Below are 14288 nucleotides of genomic sequence, written 5' to 3'. Positions count from 1 at the left end.
GTCACGTCCATGATGGTGACATGGGGGCAGAGTCCGAAAGTCGAACGTTCCCGGTTCTCCCTCCCGGTTTCCGGCTGGGTGCCGGCACGGCGGCGTACCAGGTCGAGGGTGCGGTCGCCGAGGACGGCCGCGGCCCGAGCATCTGGGACACGTTCTGCCGCATCCCCGGCGTGATCGCCGACGGCAGCAGCGGCGACGTCGCGACCGACCACTACCACCGGTACGCCGAGGACGTGGCGCTGCTGAAGCGCCTCGGCGTCGGGGGCTACCGGCTCTCGATCGCCTGGCCCCGCATCCAGCCCACCGGTCGCGGACCCGTGAACCCCGCCGGCCTGGCCTTCTACGACCGGCTGCTCGACGAGCTCCTCGAGGCCGGCATCCGGCCCATGGTGACGCTGTACCACTGGGACCTGCCCCAGGCCCTCGAGGACGACGGCGGGTGGCTGAACCGCGCCACGATCGACCGGTTCGCGGACTACGCCGCCCTCGTGGCCGAGCGGTTCGTCGACCGGGTGGAGCACTGGATCCCGGTCAACGAGCCCAGCAACGCGGCGTACCTCGGCTACGGCCTGGGTCGGCACGCCCCGGGCAAGGCGATGCTCTTCGACTGTCTCCCGGCAGCGCACCACCTGCTGCTCGCCCACGGCCGCGCCGCGGTGGCGCTGCGGGCCGCCGGCGCGACCAGCGTCGGCTGCGCGAACAACCACGCCCCGATCTGGCCGGCCAGCGACGATCCGGCCGATGTCGGCGCCTCGAAGCTGTTCGACTCCCTGTGGAACGGCATCTTCATCGAGTCGATGCTGCTCGGCCGCTACCCCGTGGACCTGCAGCCGCTGCTGGAGGAGGACATCCACGACGGCGACCTCGCGACGATCCGGCAGCCGCTCGACTTCTACGGCGTCAACTACTACAGCCCGCAGCGGGTCGGTGCGACCCACGAGGATGCCGCGCTGCCGTTCGAGTGGCGGCCGCTGATCGGCTACCCGACCACCGAGGCGGGCTGGTCGGTGGTGCCCGCGTCGCTGCGCGAGTGGCTGATCACGTTCCGTGCCCGGTTCCGCGCCGCCCTGCCGCCGATCTACGTCACCGAGAACGGCGCGTCGTACACCGTCGCGCCCGACGCGGACGGCGTCATCGACGACCAGCAGCGCATCGACTACCTCGACGTGCACCTGCGTGCCGTCGCCGAGGCGGTCCAGCGCGGCGTGGACGTGCGCGGCTACTACGCCTACTCGCTGCTCGACAGCTTCGAATGGGGCGACGGGATGCGCTCGCGCTACGGCCTCGTGCACGTCGACCCCGAGACCCAGGACCGCACCCCCAAGCGGTCCTTCCAGTGGTACGCCGACACGATCGCCGCGCAGACCCGCTCGACCGGCTGAGCTACGACCTCCGGGTCACTGGGGTGGTCACGCCGTTGCGACGCAGGGCGGCGGTCAGGGCCTCGTGGAACGCGTCGGCACCGGCGCGGCCCCAGACCAGGACGCGTGGCAGCTCGGTGCTGTGATCGGTCAGGCGGTCGGGCCGGGCGCGGACGCAGACGACCTGCGGCATCCCGGAGAGCAGGGCGAAGCTCGTGAAGAAGAGCCCCCGCCACGTCAGGGAGCCGGCGACGTGGATCTCGTCCACCTGGCTCGCGTCCACGCGCCGCATCCGAACCGGACCGCGGCGTACGACGATGTCGGTGCCGTCGACGTAGTAGCGCACGGGCGCCGGCCACAGGACCCAGACGAGCGCCAAGATCGCGCCTGCGAGAAGACAGGAGACGAGGGCGAAGGCGAGTACCGCCAGGAAGCCCTCATACGGGCGAGGCTCGTCCCACCAGGCCGCGATGGCGACCACCCCGAAGACGACGCCGAGGACGAGTCCGGTGAGCAGGAGCGAGCCGACCGGTCGCCACGCGTGCCGCGCGCTTCCCGCGACGATCAGCTCGCCTGGTCGATCCATCTCGTGTCCTCGGTGCTCGGAGGTCGGGGGCGCCCGACCGGGGCGAGGCTAGCGTCGGGGACGTGACGAGCTACGAGCGGGACGACCGGACCATGCGCGAGCGGATGCTCGCGGGCGACGCCTACATCGCCGACGACCCGGAGCTGGAGGAGGCGTCGTACGCCGCCCGCGACCTGATGTCGGCGGTGAACGCGACCGATCCTCGGGAGAAGCCGCTGCGGCGCCGGCTCCTCGAGGAGCTGCTCGGCGCGATCGGCGAGGAGACGGAGATCCGGCCACCGCTGTACGTCGACTACGGCAGCCACCTGAGCATCGGCGCCCGATCGTTCGTGAACTTCGGCCTCGTCGCGCTCGACGTCGCCGCGATCACCATCGGCGACGACGTCCAGATCGGGCCGAACGTCCAGCTGCTGACGCCCACCCACCCCGTCGAGCCCGGCCCGCGCCGCGACAAGTGGGAGGCCGCCAAGCCGATCACCATCGGCGACAACGTGTGGCTCGGCGGCGGGGTGATCGTGTGCCCGGGCGTCACCATCGGCGCGGACACGGTCGTCGGCGCCGGCTCCGTCGTCACCAAGGACCTGCCCGCCGGCGTCGTCGCCGTCGGCAACCCCGCGCGGGTGGTCCGCAAGGTCTGAATCCCTCGCCCGACGCTGGTTGAGGTGCGAGCGCAGCGAGCCTCGAAACCTGGCGAGCCGGGAAGCAGCGGTGGGCGAGGCCGTCTGTCGTCTTGCGGGGTTTCGAGGCTCAGGACTTCGTCCTTCGCGCCTCAACCAGCGTGCGACCAGGACTTCGTCCTTCGCGCCTCAACCAGCGTCAGGCGAGGCCGTGGGCGTGGGCGAAGACGACGATCTGGACCCGGTCGCGCAGGGACAGTTTGCGCAGGATCGCGCCGACGTGGGTCTTGACCGTCGACTCGCTGGCGAAGACCAGGCCGGCGATCTCGGTGTTGGAGAGGCCGCGGGCGACGGCGGAGAACACCTCGCGCTCCTTCTCCGTCAGCGAGAGGTACGACGCGGGCGCGGGTGCGGCCGCCTGGAACTGCCCGTCGAGCAGCGTCGAGAGGTCCTGGGGGGCGAGGACCGCGTTGCCGACGTACACCGTGCGGATCGCGTCGCGGAGCATGGTCGGGGTGGTGTCCTTGAGCAGGAAGCCGCTGGCGCCGTACCGGATCGCCGTCGCCGCCCGGTCGTCGAGGTTGAACGTCGTCAGTACCACCACGCGCAGCGGCGCCGAACGCCGCGCCACCCGTTCGGGCAGGAACAGCTGGCGGGTGGCCTCGACGCCGTCCATCTCGGGCATCCGGACATCCATCAGCACGACGTCGGGTTCGAGCTCGTCGGCGAGCCGGACGGCCTCCAGCCCGTCGGACGCCTGGCCGACGACGCTCATGCCCTCCTGGGCGTCGACGATCACCGCGACGCCGGCGCGGAAGAGCTCCTGGTCGTCGACGAGCAGGACGCGGATCGGGGCGTCGCTCATCCCGACACCGTCCGCACCGGCACCCACGCGGTGACGGTGAAGGTGGCGCCCTCGGCCTCCTCGCGGCGGCGTACGTCGAGCCGCCCGCCGACCGACTCCACCCGGCGGCGCATCCCGTCGAGCCCCTGCCCGCCGCCCTCCGGCGGCGGCGCGGTCAGCGGCTGGGTCTCGTCGGGAGCGGGCGCGAGGTTGCGCACCTCCAGCCGCAGCTGGTCCTCCCAGGCCCCGTCCGGCCAGTGCCGCTCGACGAGCACCGGAGCGTCGCGCCGGCCGTGCTTGAGGGCGTTGGTGAGCATCTCCTGGAGCACCCGGTACGCGACGGTCTCCAGCTCCGGCGGCAGCGGCTGGACCTGCCCGACCTCGGAGGCGACGACCTCGTGGCCGCCGGCGCGCACGCCCGCGATCAGCTCGTCGAGCCCGCCGGGCCGCGCGCCCGCGGGCTGCGGGGTCTGGCTGAGGACATGCCGGACGTCCTGGAGCGAGGAGCGCGCGGAGGTCGCGATCGTCTCCATGGTCTTCTTCAGCGCCTGCGTGTCGGCGTCGGGCAGGTACTGCGCCGACTCGGCCTGGGCCAGGATCACCGCGAGCGAGTGGCCGACGACGTCGTGTACGTCCCGTGCCAGCCGCGCCTGCTCGTTGCGCAGCCGGGCGATCTCCTCGGCCTGCTCGCGGTCCTCGACGGCGCGGGCGGCCTGGTCCTCGGCGGCGACCTGCGAGACGCGGGACGACTGCGCACGAGCCACGAACCGCAGCGCCAGGCCGGCGAGCCACGGCACGCCGAGCAGCGCCATCCCGATCACCGATGCGGCCACCTGCCAGGAGTCGCCGTACCGGTAGCGGTCCTGGATCAGCTGCTCGAACCCGGCGCCCTCGACCAGGCCGTCGAGACCGTTGACGCCGACGTACAGGACGGCGATCAGGGCGGCGGCGGGGATCGAGAGCGCGCTCAGCCCCACGGTGAGGGTCGAGCCCCAGCGGGCGCACCCGAAGGCGACCACCGCGACGGCGACCTCCACGAGCATCAGGTCGACGCCACTGGTCACTTGCAGCACGCCGACGCCCCAGACCAGGGCGAGGGCGGCGGCCGGCGCCCATCGGCTCAGCGCGACGGCGGCGCCCATCGTCAGGGCGATCAGTGCGAGCCCGCCCCGCGAGGTGCTGACGTAGTCCCGGTTGACCGCCTCGAGCAGGCCGAACAGGGCGACCAGCAGTCCGGCGGCGACGTCGGGTACCCACCGCTGCCAGTCCCGGACGGCGTTCATGCCGGCACCGCCACCCGGGGCCGGGGCGCGACGAAGCGCCGCTCGACGGCGTACCAGCTCAGCGCCGCCGCCGGCACCGTCAGCGCCGCCGCGAGCAGCCCGGCGTGGTCGACGTGCGGGCGCAACCACAGGGTGAGCGGGTAGTTCCACAGGTAGGCGCCGTACGACATCGTCCCCAACCACACGAGCGGGCGCAGGCCGGGCGCGGTCACGTCGGCCCAGGTCCGCCAGGCCACGAGCAGCACCGCGGTGAGCAGGGCGATCGCCGGGCCGGCGAGCAGATAGGTGAGCGCATGACCCCGCAATGGAACCACGCTCAGCACCGCCAGCCCGCAGAGCGCGGCCCCCGGCGCCCAGGACGGTACGGCGGCGCGGACGGCGAGCACCCGGCTCGCCGCGCCGATGACGAAGCAGACCGCCCACGAGGTCGGGAGCGCGTACGCCAGGTCCGGCTCGGCGCGCAGCCACAGCACGGTCAGGGCGGCGGCGAGCAGGCAGGCCGCGGCGACCCCGGCCAGCAGCACGAGCACCAGCCGGCGCCGGAACGCCAGCGCCAGCAGCACCGGCCAGACCAGGTAGAACTGCTCCTCCGTGGCCAGCGTCCACAGGTGGAAGGTCGCGCCGTCGGGCGTGAGGTGCGGCAGGTTGCCGGTCCAGGTCAGCGCGACTAGCACGTCCCGGGGGAGCGCGCCGCGATCGCCCAGGGGGTCGAACAGCAGCGTCACCACGACGATGCCCGCCACCAGCAGCACCAGCGCCGGCACCAGCCGCCGGGCGCGGCGGACGTAGAAGCGCCGCAGGTCGACCCGGCCGGTGCGTTCCAGCTCGCCGAGCAGCAGGCCGGTGATCAGGTGGCCCGAGAGCGCGAAGAACATCACCACGCCCACCACGCCGGCGCCCGCGAAGGCGTCCGGCAGGGCGTGCCGCAGCACGACCAGCCCCACCGCAATTCCCCGGAGCAGGTCCAGGCCCTGGAGTCTCACTCCGACGCCTGCTGCGCCCCGTCTCGGCGGCGCCTGGACTTCGTTGTCGTCGGTCGTCATGACTCCGTCATGCCTCCCTCCTCCGCCTCGCCAGACGCTCCCCGAGACGACGCTCGCGACGGCGCGGAGTGAGACTCCAGGGCCAGCCTTGGATCCTCACCCGAGCGCGTCCCGGACCAGCAGGTCGACGAGGTCGGCGTACGACGTCCCGGCGGCGGCGAACATCCGCGGCACCTGCGAGTGCTCGGTGAAGCCGGGCATCGTGTTGACCTCGTTGAGCACCGGACCCTCGTCGGTCAGGAAGAAGTCGACGCGGGCCACGCCCGCGCACCCGAGCGCGCCGTACACCGCGACCGCGGCGTCCTCCAGCGCCTTCCGCTCGACGTCCTCGAGGACGGCGGGGATCCGGAAGTCGGCGGTCCCGCCGTACTTGGCGTCGAAGTCGAAGAGCCCGTCGACCACGATCTCGAGGGTCGGGGAGACGAGGAGGCCGTCGCGCGACGCGAGCACGGCGACGTCGATCTCCCGGCCGACGACGACGTCCTCGACGAGCACCCGGTCGTCGAGCGCGAGCGCGGCGTCCAGCGCGGAGGCGAGCTCGTCGGCGGTGCGGACCATCGAGACGCCGTGGCTGGAGCCGGCGGCGACGGGCTTCACGACCACCGGGTGCGTGAAGCGGTACGACGTCGCGGTCGCCGCGGTCAGCAGCACCCCGGCGGCCGTCGGGATCCCGATCGCCTCCGCGACCAGCTTGGTCGCCCACTTGTCCATGGCGATCGCGCCGGCGCCGACCCCGGACCCGACGTACGGGATCCCGGCGAGCTCGCAGAGCGCGGCCAGGGTGCCGTCCTCGCCCCGCGGCCCGTGGACGACGGGTACGGCGACGTCGCAGGTCCCCAGCAGGCGTACGGCGCCGGCGAGGCCGATCGGTCCCTCCTCGTCGCGCCAGGTGCCGTCGGGGTCGATGGTGAGGCGGACGACGTCGTACCGCTCCGCGAGCGCGTCGGCGACGCCCGCGGCGGAGGCCAGGGACACCTCGTGCTCGCAGTTCGCGCCGCCGCCGATGACGGCGACCCGGCTCATCGCACACCCCGCAGCGAGGCGAGGGCGGTGCCGCGGGCGATCCGCGGGCCGAAGCCGGTGACGACCTCGTGCGGCAGCGTGTCCGACCAGGCGGCCCAGTCCGCGGGCGTCGGCTCGCCGGCACGACCCGGGCCGAGCACGGTCGCGGTCTCCCCGGCCAGCACCGGCTCGTCGCCGACGTCGACGACGACCTGGTCCATCGACACTCGGCCGACGACGGGCCGGCGCCGACCGCGCAGCAGGACCTCCGCGCGACCCGAGGCGGCACGCGGCAGCCCGTCGGCGTACCCCAGGGGGAGCAGCGCGAGGGTCGTCGCCCGAGGCGCGGTCCAGGTGTGGCCGTAGCCGACGCCGGTGCCGCCGCGGACCCGGCGGACCGAGACCACGGGGGCGGTGAGCGTCATCGCCCAGGAGAGCGTGGTGGTGCCGGAGGGGTCGATGCCGATCAGGCCGGCGCCGACGCGCACGGTCGTGTGGTGGCTGCGGGGATCGGTGAGGGTGGCCGACGTCGCGGCGAGGTGGCGTACGGCGGGCCGCAGGCCGGCGGCCCGCGCGGTCTCCACGCCCCACGCGAACCGCGTCCGCCCGGCGGCGTTCGCCGGGTGCCCCGGCTCGTCCGCGCAGGGCAGGTGGCCCATCACGCCGACGACGCGCAGCCGGCCGGCCTGTTCGGCCCGGCGGGCGGTCCGGCAGAGCCGTGCCCAGGCGGTCGGCTCGGCGCCGTCGCGGGCCAGCCCCGTGTCGAGGTGCAGGTGGATCCGCGCTCCCGGCGCCTCGCGCACGATCGCCTCGAGGTGCGCGGCGGACGGGACGGCGAGGTCGAGGTCGTGCGCCACAGCGGTCGCGAAGTCGGCGTCGACCGGGTTGAGCCAGCTCAGCACCGGCGCCCGCAGCCCCGCCTCGCGTAGCGCGAGGCCCTCCGCGATGCTCGTGACCCCCAGGCCCGTCGCGCCGTTGGCCAGCGCGGTCCGGGCGACGGTCACCGCGCCGTGCCCGAAGCCGTCGGCCTTCACGACGGCCATCAGCTCGCCGGTCGCCCGGCCCGCGAGCAGCCGCGTGTTGGCCGCGATCGCCGCGGGGTCGATCGTCAGGGTCGGACCGGTCACGCGCTCCTGGACGCGGCTCACCGCCACGGCGCTCATGCCGCGACCAGCGCGTCGAGCGGGCCGTACGACGCAGCCGCGGCCCCGGTCGTCAGCGCCCAGTACCGGTCGCCGTAACTCCAGTGCCACCACTCGGTCGGGTAGTTCACCAGCCCCGCCCCGCCCAGCACCCGCGCCATCAGGTCGCGGTGCGCCCGGGCGTCCGCGCCGATGCCGTCCGCGGCGGTGAAGCACCGGCCGTCGGACTGCTCGGGGGTCGCGTCGATCGGCGTACCGAGGTCGAGCTCGTCGCCGCAGGCGTCGACCAGGGTCAGGTCGACCGCGGCGCCCGCGACGTGCGGCGCCACCTCGACGGGGGAGACGAACCGGCTGACGAGCCGGGCGATGGCGGCGGCGTCGGTGACCTGCGGGTGCGCGGCGCGGACCTCGGCGTCGTACGCCGCGATGATCGCGCGCTGGTCGGCGACCGAGCGGTGCCCCTCCACGACCTTCAGGGAGATGCCGAGCGGGAGCGCGTGCCGCGCGGCCGCGAGGCGGTCGGCGAGGCCGGCGCGGACCAGGGCGCGGGCGGGACCGAAGCCCGCGTCGAGGTGGACCAGCGGCTCGCCGCACTCGTGCACCGGGACGGCGGCGACGCGGGGGTCGGACAGCAGGATCGTCATGGTGACCACGCTCCCGGCCCGGACGGGTACGGCGCCTCCACCTGAGGTGCCGGTGGGCTGTCCTTCAGGACAGTTCTTGCAGGCCGAGCCCGTCCGCTATCCGGAAACCGGGCTCCCTACGATCTGCGCATGCGCCTGCGTCGTCCCGCTCTCGCCCTGCCGGTCCTGCTCACCCTCGCCACGGCGGCGTGCGGATCGGCCGACGACAGCGACGGCGCGGCGTCGACCGGTACCCCCGCGAGCGGTGCCTGCGGACCCGAGAGCCTCCCGCTGGTCACCGACGGGAAGCTGACCGTGGCGACCGACTCGCCGGCGTACGAGCCGTGGTTCGTGGACAACGACCCCACCAACGGCGACGGCTTCGAGTCCGCCGTCGCGTACGCCGTCGCGCAGCGGCTCGGCTTCTCCGAGGACCAGGTCGAGTGGGTCGTCGTACCGTTCAACCGGTCCTACAAGCCCGGCGCGAAGGCCTTCGACTTCGACGTCAACCAGATCTCGATCTCGCCGGAGCGCGCCGAGGCCGTCGACTTCTCCCGGGGCTACTACTCCGCCGCGCAGGCCGTCATCGCGCTGAAGGGCAGCGAGGCCGCCAACGCCACCAGCCTCGACGACCTGCGCGACCTGCAGCTCGCCGCCCAAGCCGGCACCACCTCGCTCGCCGCGATCACCGACGTGATCGAGCCCGCCGCCGAGCCGGACGCCCTGACCGACACGGGCCAGGCCAAGCAGAAGCTGCTCAACGGCCAGGTCGACGCGATCCTCGCCGACCTCCCCACGGCGTTCTACATCTCCGCGGTCGAGATCCCCGACAGCGCCATCGTCGGCCAGTTCCAGGCGGAGTCCGGCGAGCAGGAGGAGTTCGGCCTGCTCTTCGAGAAGGGCAGCCGGCTGCGGCCCTGCGTCGACGAGGTCCTCGCCGGACTCGACGAGGACGGCACGCTCGCCGAGCTGGAGCAGGAGTGGCTGTCGGACGTCGTGGGCGTGCCGCAGCTGAGGTGAGGTTGCCGTGGAAAGCGTGACGTACCTGGTGCGTCACGGCTTCCACAGCTCCGCGGCCTCGCACCCGGCGCCGCACGGTCGAAGCTCGCCGGTCCAGCCCCGGCCCCGCAGCACCGTCGCGATCCGCGCCGCGGTCCGGCAGGGGCGGTCGTACACCTGGCCCCACCCGAGGCGCACGGTCTGCTCGCGATCGACGGTGGCGTCCAGGTCCCGCTCCAGGTCGACGTCGCGCTGGGCGGCCAAGTCGTGGAACAGCCGGCCGTCGAGCTCGACCACCAGGCGGTACGGCACGTAGTCGACGTCGCGCCGGCCCGCGCGGACCTGCCGTTGACGCGACGGGACCGGAAGCCCGTGCGGCCGCTCGACCCTCTGCAGGTAGCCGTGCTCGAGCACCGAGCAGGACCCGCTCGCGATGTCGTCCGCCACCTCGATCAACCAGCGCCGCCGAGGCACGTTGGTGAGGCCGCCGGCCGCCTCGGCGAGCCGGCCAGCCGCCGTACGCCGGGACTGGCAGACGTCGGCCAGCAGCTGGATGGCCGCGAGCTCGTCGAGCTCGGCCGCGACCAGGATCGCCGCGTGCTCGATCCGGCGCCGCGGCGGCGAGATGTTCGCCAGGACGGTGGCGGCGTACTGCCGGGACCGCCGGACGACGTACCCCTCGATCTCGCGCCGGCGGACGGACGCGGGGACGACGATCTCGATCGGGTCGGCCGGGCGGTGATCGCGCCAATCGGCGCCGAGTGCGAACTGGAGCGCCGAGCGCCCGTCCAGCGCGGCCTCCGGTCCGAAGCGGTGGATGCCCGCCCAGGCCCGCTGCCGCCAGGTGGGTACGCCGGTGTGGTCGACGAAGACGCCGGGGAGCAGCCGGACGAGCTCCCGCCGCCGCAGCCGCCGAGACCGCGACTGTGGATGGCCGCGTGGAAACGGTGACGCACCAGGTACGTCAGGACTTCCACACCCCCGCACCCACCCATCGAGACCACCCTTCAAACGTGACAGCATCGCTGTCATCATCGTGGCCATGACGTACGAGCTGGGGCAGGGGACGGGTCCACTCAAGGGCGTGAAGGTCGTCGAGATCGCGGGGATCGGGCCGGGGCCGCACGCGTGCATGATCCTGGCCGATCTGGGGGCCGACGTGATCCGCGTCGAGCGGCCGGGCGGGCAGATGCTGGCGGGGGGAGCGAAGAACCTGCTCAACCGCGGGCGGCCGAGCGTCGCGCTCAACCTGAAGGACCCCGAGGCGATCGCCACGATCAAGGAGCTGGTCGCGGGGGCCGACGTGCTCGTCGAGGGGATGCGGCCCGGGGTGGCCGAGCGGCTCGGGATGGGGCCGGACGACTTCGCGGAGGTCAACCCGCGCCTGGTCTACGGCCGGATGACCGGCTGGGGCCAGCACGGCCCGCTCGCGCACGCGGCCGGGCACGACATGAACTACATCGCCATCACCGGCGCGCTGTTCGGGCTCGGGCAGGACAAGTCCAAGCCGCACTTCCCTACCAACCTGCTGGGCGACTTCGGCGGCGGCTCGACGTACCTCGTCATCGGCATCCTCGCCGCGCTCCTCGAGGCCCGGGTCAGCGGGCAGGGGCAGGTCGTCGACGCGGCCATCGTCGACGGCACCGCGCACCTCAACGCGATGACCGCAGCGTTCGTCGGCGACGGAACCTTCAAGGAGGAGCGGGCCGCCAACCTGCTCGACGGCGGCGCGCCGTTCTACGACGTCTACGAGACCAGCGACGGCCGGCACATGTCGGTCGGCGCGCTCGAGCCGCAGTTCTGGGCGATGTTCATCAAGCTGCTGGGCGTCGAGGACGTCGTACCCGGCCAGTACGACCTCGACCGGTACGCCGAGATGCGCCAGCTCTTCGCCGACACGTTCCGCACCCGCACCCAGGCGGAGTGGATCGAGGTGTTCGAGGGCACCGACGCGTGCGTCGCCGGGATCGTGCCGCTGAGCGAGGCCGCCGAGCACCCGCACCTGAAGGCGCGCGGGACGTTCGTGACGAAGGACGACCTGCTCCAGCCGGTGCCCGCGCCCCGGTTCTCGCGCACCGAGGCCACGATCGGCACCCCACCGTCGCCGTCGCCCGGCAGTGACACCCGCGTCGCGCTGAGCGCTTGGGGCATCGACGACGTGGATGGCCTGATCGCCCGGGGGGTAGCGGTCCAGGTGTGAAGCCGTTCCTGTTCCTCGGCACCCGCGCCGAGGACCTCGCCGCCGACGGTGAGTACGACGCCGTCCTGCGCTTCACCGGCCTCGACGAGCGCGACGTACGCCGGGTCCGGCTGGAGCGCGACGCCCTGGGCGAGGTCGACCTGGACGACTGGTCGGGGATCGTGCTCGGCGGCGGCCCGTTCAACGTCAGCGACCCGGAGGAGCGCAAGAGTCCCACGCAGCACCGGGTCGAGGGCGAGCTGCGGGCGCTCGCCGAGCGGGTCGTCGAGTGCGACTTCCCCTTCCTCGGCGCCTGCTACGGCATCGGCACCCTGGGCACGCTGCGCGGCGGCGTGGTCGACCGGACGTACGCCGAACCGATCGGCGCGGTGACGGCCACGCTCACCGAGGCGGGCGCGGCGGATCCGCTGACCGGGGTGCTGCCGCCGTCCTTCGACGTCTTCCTCGGGCACAAGGAGGCGGTCAGCCGCCTGCCCGACGGGGCGGTGCTGCTGGCGAGCGGCGCGGGCTGCCCGGTGCAGGCCTTCCGGATCGGGACCAACGTCTACGCGACCCAGTTCCACCCCGAGCTCGACGTGGAGGGGATCTGCACCCGGATCGAGGTCTACCGCCACTACGGCTACTTCGACCCGCCCGACGCCGCGACGCTGATCGCCGGCGCCCGGGCGGCCGTGGTCACCGAGCCACCCCGGATGCTGGCGCGCTTCGTCGAGCTCTTCGCACGCTATTGAACAGGCGTCAATAGCGTGGTTACAGTGCTGGCATGGAACACGTCGACGTCCTGGTCATCGGCGCGGGTCTCTCGGGCATCGGCGCCGCCTGCCAGCTGCGCGAGCACCACCCGGGCCGCAGCATCGCCGTACTGGAGGGGCGCGAGGTCAGCGGCGGCACCTGGGACCTGTTCCGCTACCCCGGCATCCGCAGCGACTCCGACATGTTCACCTTCGGGTACCGCTGGCGCCCCTGGCCCGGCGACACCGCGCTGGCCGACGGGCCGCTGATCCTCGACTACCTGCGCACCGTCGCGCGGGAGTACGGCGTCGACGAGCTGATCCGCTACGACCACCGGGTCACCCGGGCGAGCTGGGACTCCGGGACCGCCCGCTGGACGGTGGAGATCGAGGGCCGCGAGCCGATCAGCGCAAGCTTCCTGCACGCCTGCACCGGCTACTACGACTACGAGACCGGGCACGCGCCCACGTTCCCGGGCCAGGCCGACTTCCGGGGCGACGTGATCCATCCCCAGCACTGGCCCGAGGACTACGACTACGCCGGCAAGCGGGTCGTCGTGATCGGCAGCGGGGCCACCGCGATCACGCTCGTGCCCGCGATGGCCGGGACCGCCGAGCACGTCACGATGCTGCAGCGCTCGCCGACGTACGTCCTCTCCCGGCCGGGCAAGGACCCGTTCGCCACGCGGTTGGCGCGGCTGCCGCTGCGGTTGCGCTACCCGGTCGTGCGGTGGAAGAACATCCTGGTCGCGAGCGGCTTCTACCAGCTCTCCCGCCGCCGCCCGGGCGTGGTGAAGGGCTTCATCGCGAAGGCGCTGCGCCGCCAGCTGGACGGGCACGTCGACGTCGACCGGCACTTCGCCCCGTCGTACGACCCCTGGGACCAGCGGCTCTGCTTCGTCCCCGACGCCGACCTGTTCCGCGCCTTCCGGCGGGGCACCGCGTCGGTCGTCACCGACACCATCGAGACGTTCACCGAGACCGGGATCCGGCTCACCTCGGGCGCCGAGCTGGAGGCCGACCTGATCGTCACCGCCACCGGACTGAAGCTGCTGCCGTTCGGCGCCATCGACCTGGAGGTCGACGGCGAGAAGGTCGAGCTCAGCGACACGATGGCCTACAAGGCGCTGATGCTCAGCGGGGTGCCGAACTTCGTCTACACGATCGGCTACACCAACGCGTCCTGGACTCTGAAGGCCGACCTCGTCAGCGAGTACGTCGTCCGGCTGCTGAGCCACCTCGACGAGCACGGACTGCGCAGCGTCGTACCCGTGAAGGACGCGGGGGTCGAGGAGCGGCCGTTCATGGACTTCCAGTCGGGCTACGTCCTGCGCGCGCTCGACGGGCTGCCCAAGCAGGGCAATCGGGCGCCGTGGATGCTGAAGCAGAACTACCTCACCGACGTCCGGACCATCCGCCGGGACCGGATCGACGACGGGGTGCTGGCCTTCGGGTGAGTTGGTCGTGGCCCGATCGGTTACCTGAACGGTCTACCGATCGAGGAGGACGCGATGAGCTTCGTGGACAAGGCCAAGCACAAGGCGGAAGAGCTCAAGGGCCACGGCAAGGAGCAGGCCGGCAAGGCGAACGACGACCCGCAGCTGACGGCCGAGGGCAAGGCCGACCAGACGTCGGGGAAGACCAAGCAGGCCGGCGAGCACCTGAAGGACGCCGCCAAGGACATCAAGGACGGCTTCACGAAGTAGTGAACGTCACCCCGCCGCGATGCGGGGTCTGTCGGGCCGCACCCCTAAGGTTGGGGGTGCGGCCCGTCCAGTCTTGCCTCGGCCCCGCTCGCGACATTCGCTGTCTCTTCGACAGGTCGCGCTTCTTCTGGCGAGACGCCGCCACAGTTAG

At 73.0% G+C, this 14288-nt stretch carries 15 protein-coding genes; 7 read left to right on the top strand and 8 right to left on the bottom strand.

All coding sequences use genetic code 11. The features are described from left to right. Window positions 1-20 precede the first annotated feature (20 nt). The gene (locus tag VMF51_RS13115; protein WP_325474885.1) at window positions 21-1382 is read left to right on the top strand and encodes a GH1 family beta-glucosidase; all 1362 of its coding nucleotides are present in this window, start codon (window positions 21-23) and stop codon (window positions 1380-1382) included. Between the two features lies 1 nt (window position 1383). Here the strand turns inward: VMF51_RS13115 and VMF51_RS13110 are convergent, their stop codons facing one another. Next, window positions 1384-1947, bottom strand: a complete 564-nt coding sequence (locus VMF51_RS13110) for a hypothetical protein (protein WP_325474884.1) — start codon at window positions 1945-1947, stop codon at window positions 1384-1386. Between the two features lie 62 nt (window positions 1948-2009). Here VMF51_RS13110 and VMF51_RS13105 point away from each other — a divergent pair, with 62 nt between their 5' ends. Beyond that, window positions 2010-2585 (top strand): sugar O-acetyltransferase, encoded by a 576-nt coding sequence (locus VMF51_RS13105; RefSeq protein ID WP_325474883.1) that lies wholly within the window; start codon window positions 2010-2012, stop codon window positions 2583-2585. 178 nt (window positions 2586-2763) lie between these two features. Here the strand turns inward: VMF51_RS13105 and VMF51_RS13100 are convergent, their stop codons facing one another. The 6 genes from VMF51_RS13100 to VMF51_RS13075 all read right to left on the bottom strand — a co-directional run bounded on the left by VMF51_RS13100 (window position 2764) and on the right by VMF51_RS13075 (window position 8522). Then, window positions 2764-3429, bottom strand: coding sequence for a response regulator transcription factor (locus VMF51_RS13100; RefSeq protein ID WP_325474882.1), 666 nt, complete (start codon window positions 3427-3429; stop codon window positions 2764-2766). Next, window positions 3426-4691, bottom strand: coding sequence for a sensor histidine kinase (locus VMF51_RS13095; protein ID WP_325474881.1), 1266 nt, complete (start codon window positions 4689-4691; stop codon window positions 3426-3428). Before VMF51_RS13095 ends, VMF51_RS13100 begins: the two co-directional genes overlap by 4 nt. Then, window positions 4688-5674: an acyltransferase gene (locus tag VMF51_RS13090; RefSeq protein WP_325474880.1), complete on the bottom strand. Its 987-nt coding sequence runs from the start codon at window positions 5672-5674 to the stop codon at window positions 4688-4690. The genes VMF51_RS13095 and VMF51_RS13090 overlap by 4 nt, the downstream gene beginning before the upstream one ends. A gap of 156 nt (window positions 5675-5830) precedes the next feature. Continuing rightward, complete coding sequence (locus tag VMF51_RS13085) at window positions 5831-6757, bottom strand: D-alanine--D-alanine ligase (RefSeq protein ID WP_325474879.1); 927 nt, start codon at window positions 6755-6757, stop codon at window positions 5831-5833. Continuing rightward, a complete protein-coding gene (alr, locus tag VMF51_RS13080; RefSeq protein WP_325474878.1) occupies window positions 6754-7899 on the bottom strand; it encodes an alanine racemase in 1146 nt (381 codons plus the stop codon). Before alr ends, VMF51_RS13085 begins: the two co-directional genes overlap by 4 nt. Continuing rightward, window positions 7896-8522 (bottom strand): M15 family metallopeptidase, encoded by a 627-nt coding sequence (locus VMF51_RS13075; RefSeq protein ID WP_325474877.1) that lies wholly within the window; start codon window positions 8520-8522, stop codon window positions 7896-7898. The genes alr and VMF51_RS13075 overlap by 4 nt, the downstream gene beginning before the upstream one ends. Window positions 8523-8651: 129 nt before the next feature. Between VMF51_RS13075 and VMF51_RS13070 the strand changes: the two genes are divergently transcribed. Beyond that, entirely contained in the window at window positions 8652-9521 is an 870-nt protein-coding gene (locus VMF51_RS13070; RefSeq protein WP_325474876.1) for an ABC transporter substrate-binding protein, read from the top strand. A 33-nt stretch (window positions 9522-9554) separates the two neighbouring features. On the opposite strand, the gene VMF51_RS13065 is transcribed toward VMF51_RS13070, so the two are convergent. Further along, a complete protein-coding gene (locus VMF51_RS13065) occupies window positions 9555-10523 on the bottom strand; it encodes a hypothetical protein (RefSeq protein WP_325474875.1) in 969 nt (322 codons plus the stop codon). Window positions 10524-10542: 19 nt separating this feature from the next. Here VMF51_RS13065 and VMF51_RS13060 point away from each other — a divergent pair, with 19 nt between their 5' ends. The 4 genes from VMF51_RS13060 to VMF51_RS13045 are packed head-to-tail and all read left to right on the top strand — an operon-like array spanning window position 10543 to window position 14137. After that, a complete protein-coding gene (locus tag VMF51_RS13060) occupies window positions 10543-11700 on the top strand; it encodes a CaiB/BaiF CoA-transferase family protein (protein WP_325474874.1) in 1158 nt (385 codons plus the stop codon). Then, window positions 11697-12431: a glutamine amidotransferase gene (locus VMF51_RS13055; RefSeq protein WP_325474873.1), complete on the top strand. Its 735-nt coding sequence runs from the start codon at window positions 11697-11699 to the stop codon at window positions 12429-12431. The genes VMF51_RS13060 and VMF51_RS13055 overlap by 4 nt, the downstream gene beginning before the upstream one ends. Before the next feature lie 32 nt (window positions 12432-12463). Beyond that, on the top strand, window positions 12464-13888 hold the full coding sequence (locus tag VMF51_RS13050; RefSeq protein ID WP_325474872.1) for an NAD(P)/FAD-dependent oxidoreductase: 1425 nt from the start codon (window positions 12464-12466) through the stop codon (window positions 13886-13888). A gap of 54 nt (window positions 13889-13942) precedes the next feature. Beyond that, a complete protein-coding gene (locus VMF51_RS13045; RefSeq protein WP_325474871.1) occupies window positions 13943-14137 on the top strand; it encodes a CsbD family protein in 195 nt (64 codons plus the stop codon). The last annotated feature ends 151 nt before the right edge of the window (window positions 14138-14288 follow it).

This window comes from Nocardioides sp. (assembly GCF_035503875.1).
Lineage (GTDB): Bacteria > Actinomycetota > Actinomycetes > Propionibacteriales > Nocardioidaceae > Nocardioides.
This window is presented reverse-complemented; position numbering and strand designations above follow the sequence as displayed.

Bases quoted from the DNA above. Each gene is read 5' to 3' on its own strand.
- VMF51_RS13115 (WP_325474885.1), top strand. From the start codon at position 21: ATGGGGGCAGAGTCCGAAAGTCGAACGTTCCCGGTTCTCCCTCCCGGT.
- VMF51_RS13110 (WP_325474884.1), bottom strand. From the start codon at position 1,947: ATGGATCGACCAGGCGAGCTGATCGTCGCGGGAAGCGCGCGGCACGCG.
- VMF51_RS13100 (WP_325474882.1), bottom strand. From the start codon at position 3,429: ATGAGCGACGCCCCGATCCGCGTCCTGCTCGTCGACGACCAGGAGCTC.
- VMF51_RS13095 (WP_325474881.1), bottom strand. From the start codon at position 4,691: ATGAACGCCGTCCGGGACTGGCAGCGGTGGGTACCCGACGTCGCCGCC.
- VMF51_RS13085 (WP_325474879.1), bottom strand. From the start codon at position 6,757: ATGAGCCGGGTCGCCGTCATCGGCGGCGGCGCGAACTGCGAGCACGAG.
- alr (WP_325474878.1), bottom strand. From the start codon at position 7,899: ATGAGCGCCGTGGCGGTGAGCCGCGTCCAGGAGCGCGTGACCGGTCCG.
- VMF51_RS13075 (WP_325474877.1), bottom strand. From the start codon at position 8,522: ATGACGATCCTGCTGTCCGACCCCCGCGTCGCCGCCGTCCCGGTGCAC.
- VMF51_RS13070 (WP_325474876.1), top strand. From the start codon at position 8,652: ATGCGCCTGCGTCGTCCCGCTCTCGCCCTGCCGGTCCTGCTCACCCTC.
- VMF51_RS13065 (WP_325474875.1), bottom strand. From the start codon at position 10,523: ATGCTGTCACGTTTGAAGGGTGGTCTCGATGGGTGGGTGCGGGGGTGT.
- VMF51_RS13060 (WP_325474874.1), top strand. From the start codon at position 10,543: ATGACGTACGAGCTGGGGCAGGGGACGGGTCCACTCAAGGGCGTGAAG.
- VMF51_RS13050 (WP_325474872.1), top strand. From the start codon at position 12,464: ATGGAACACGTCGACGTCCTGGTCATCGGCGCGGGTCTCTCGGGCATC.
- VMF51_RS13045 (WP_325474871.1), top strand. From the start codon at position 13,943: ATGAGCTTCGTGGACAAGGCCAAGCACAAGGCGGAAGAGCTCAAGGGC.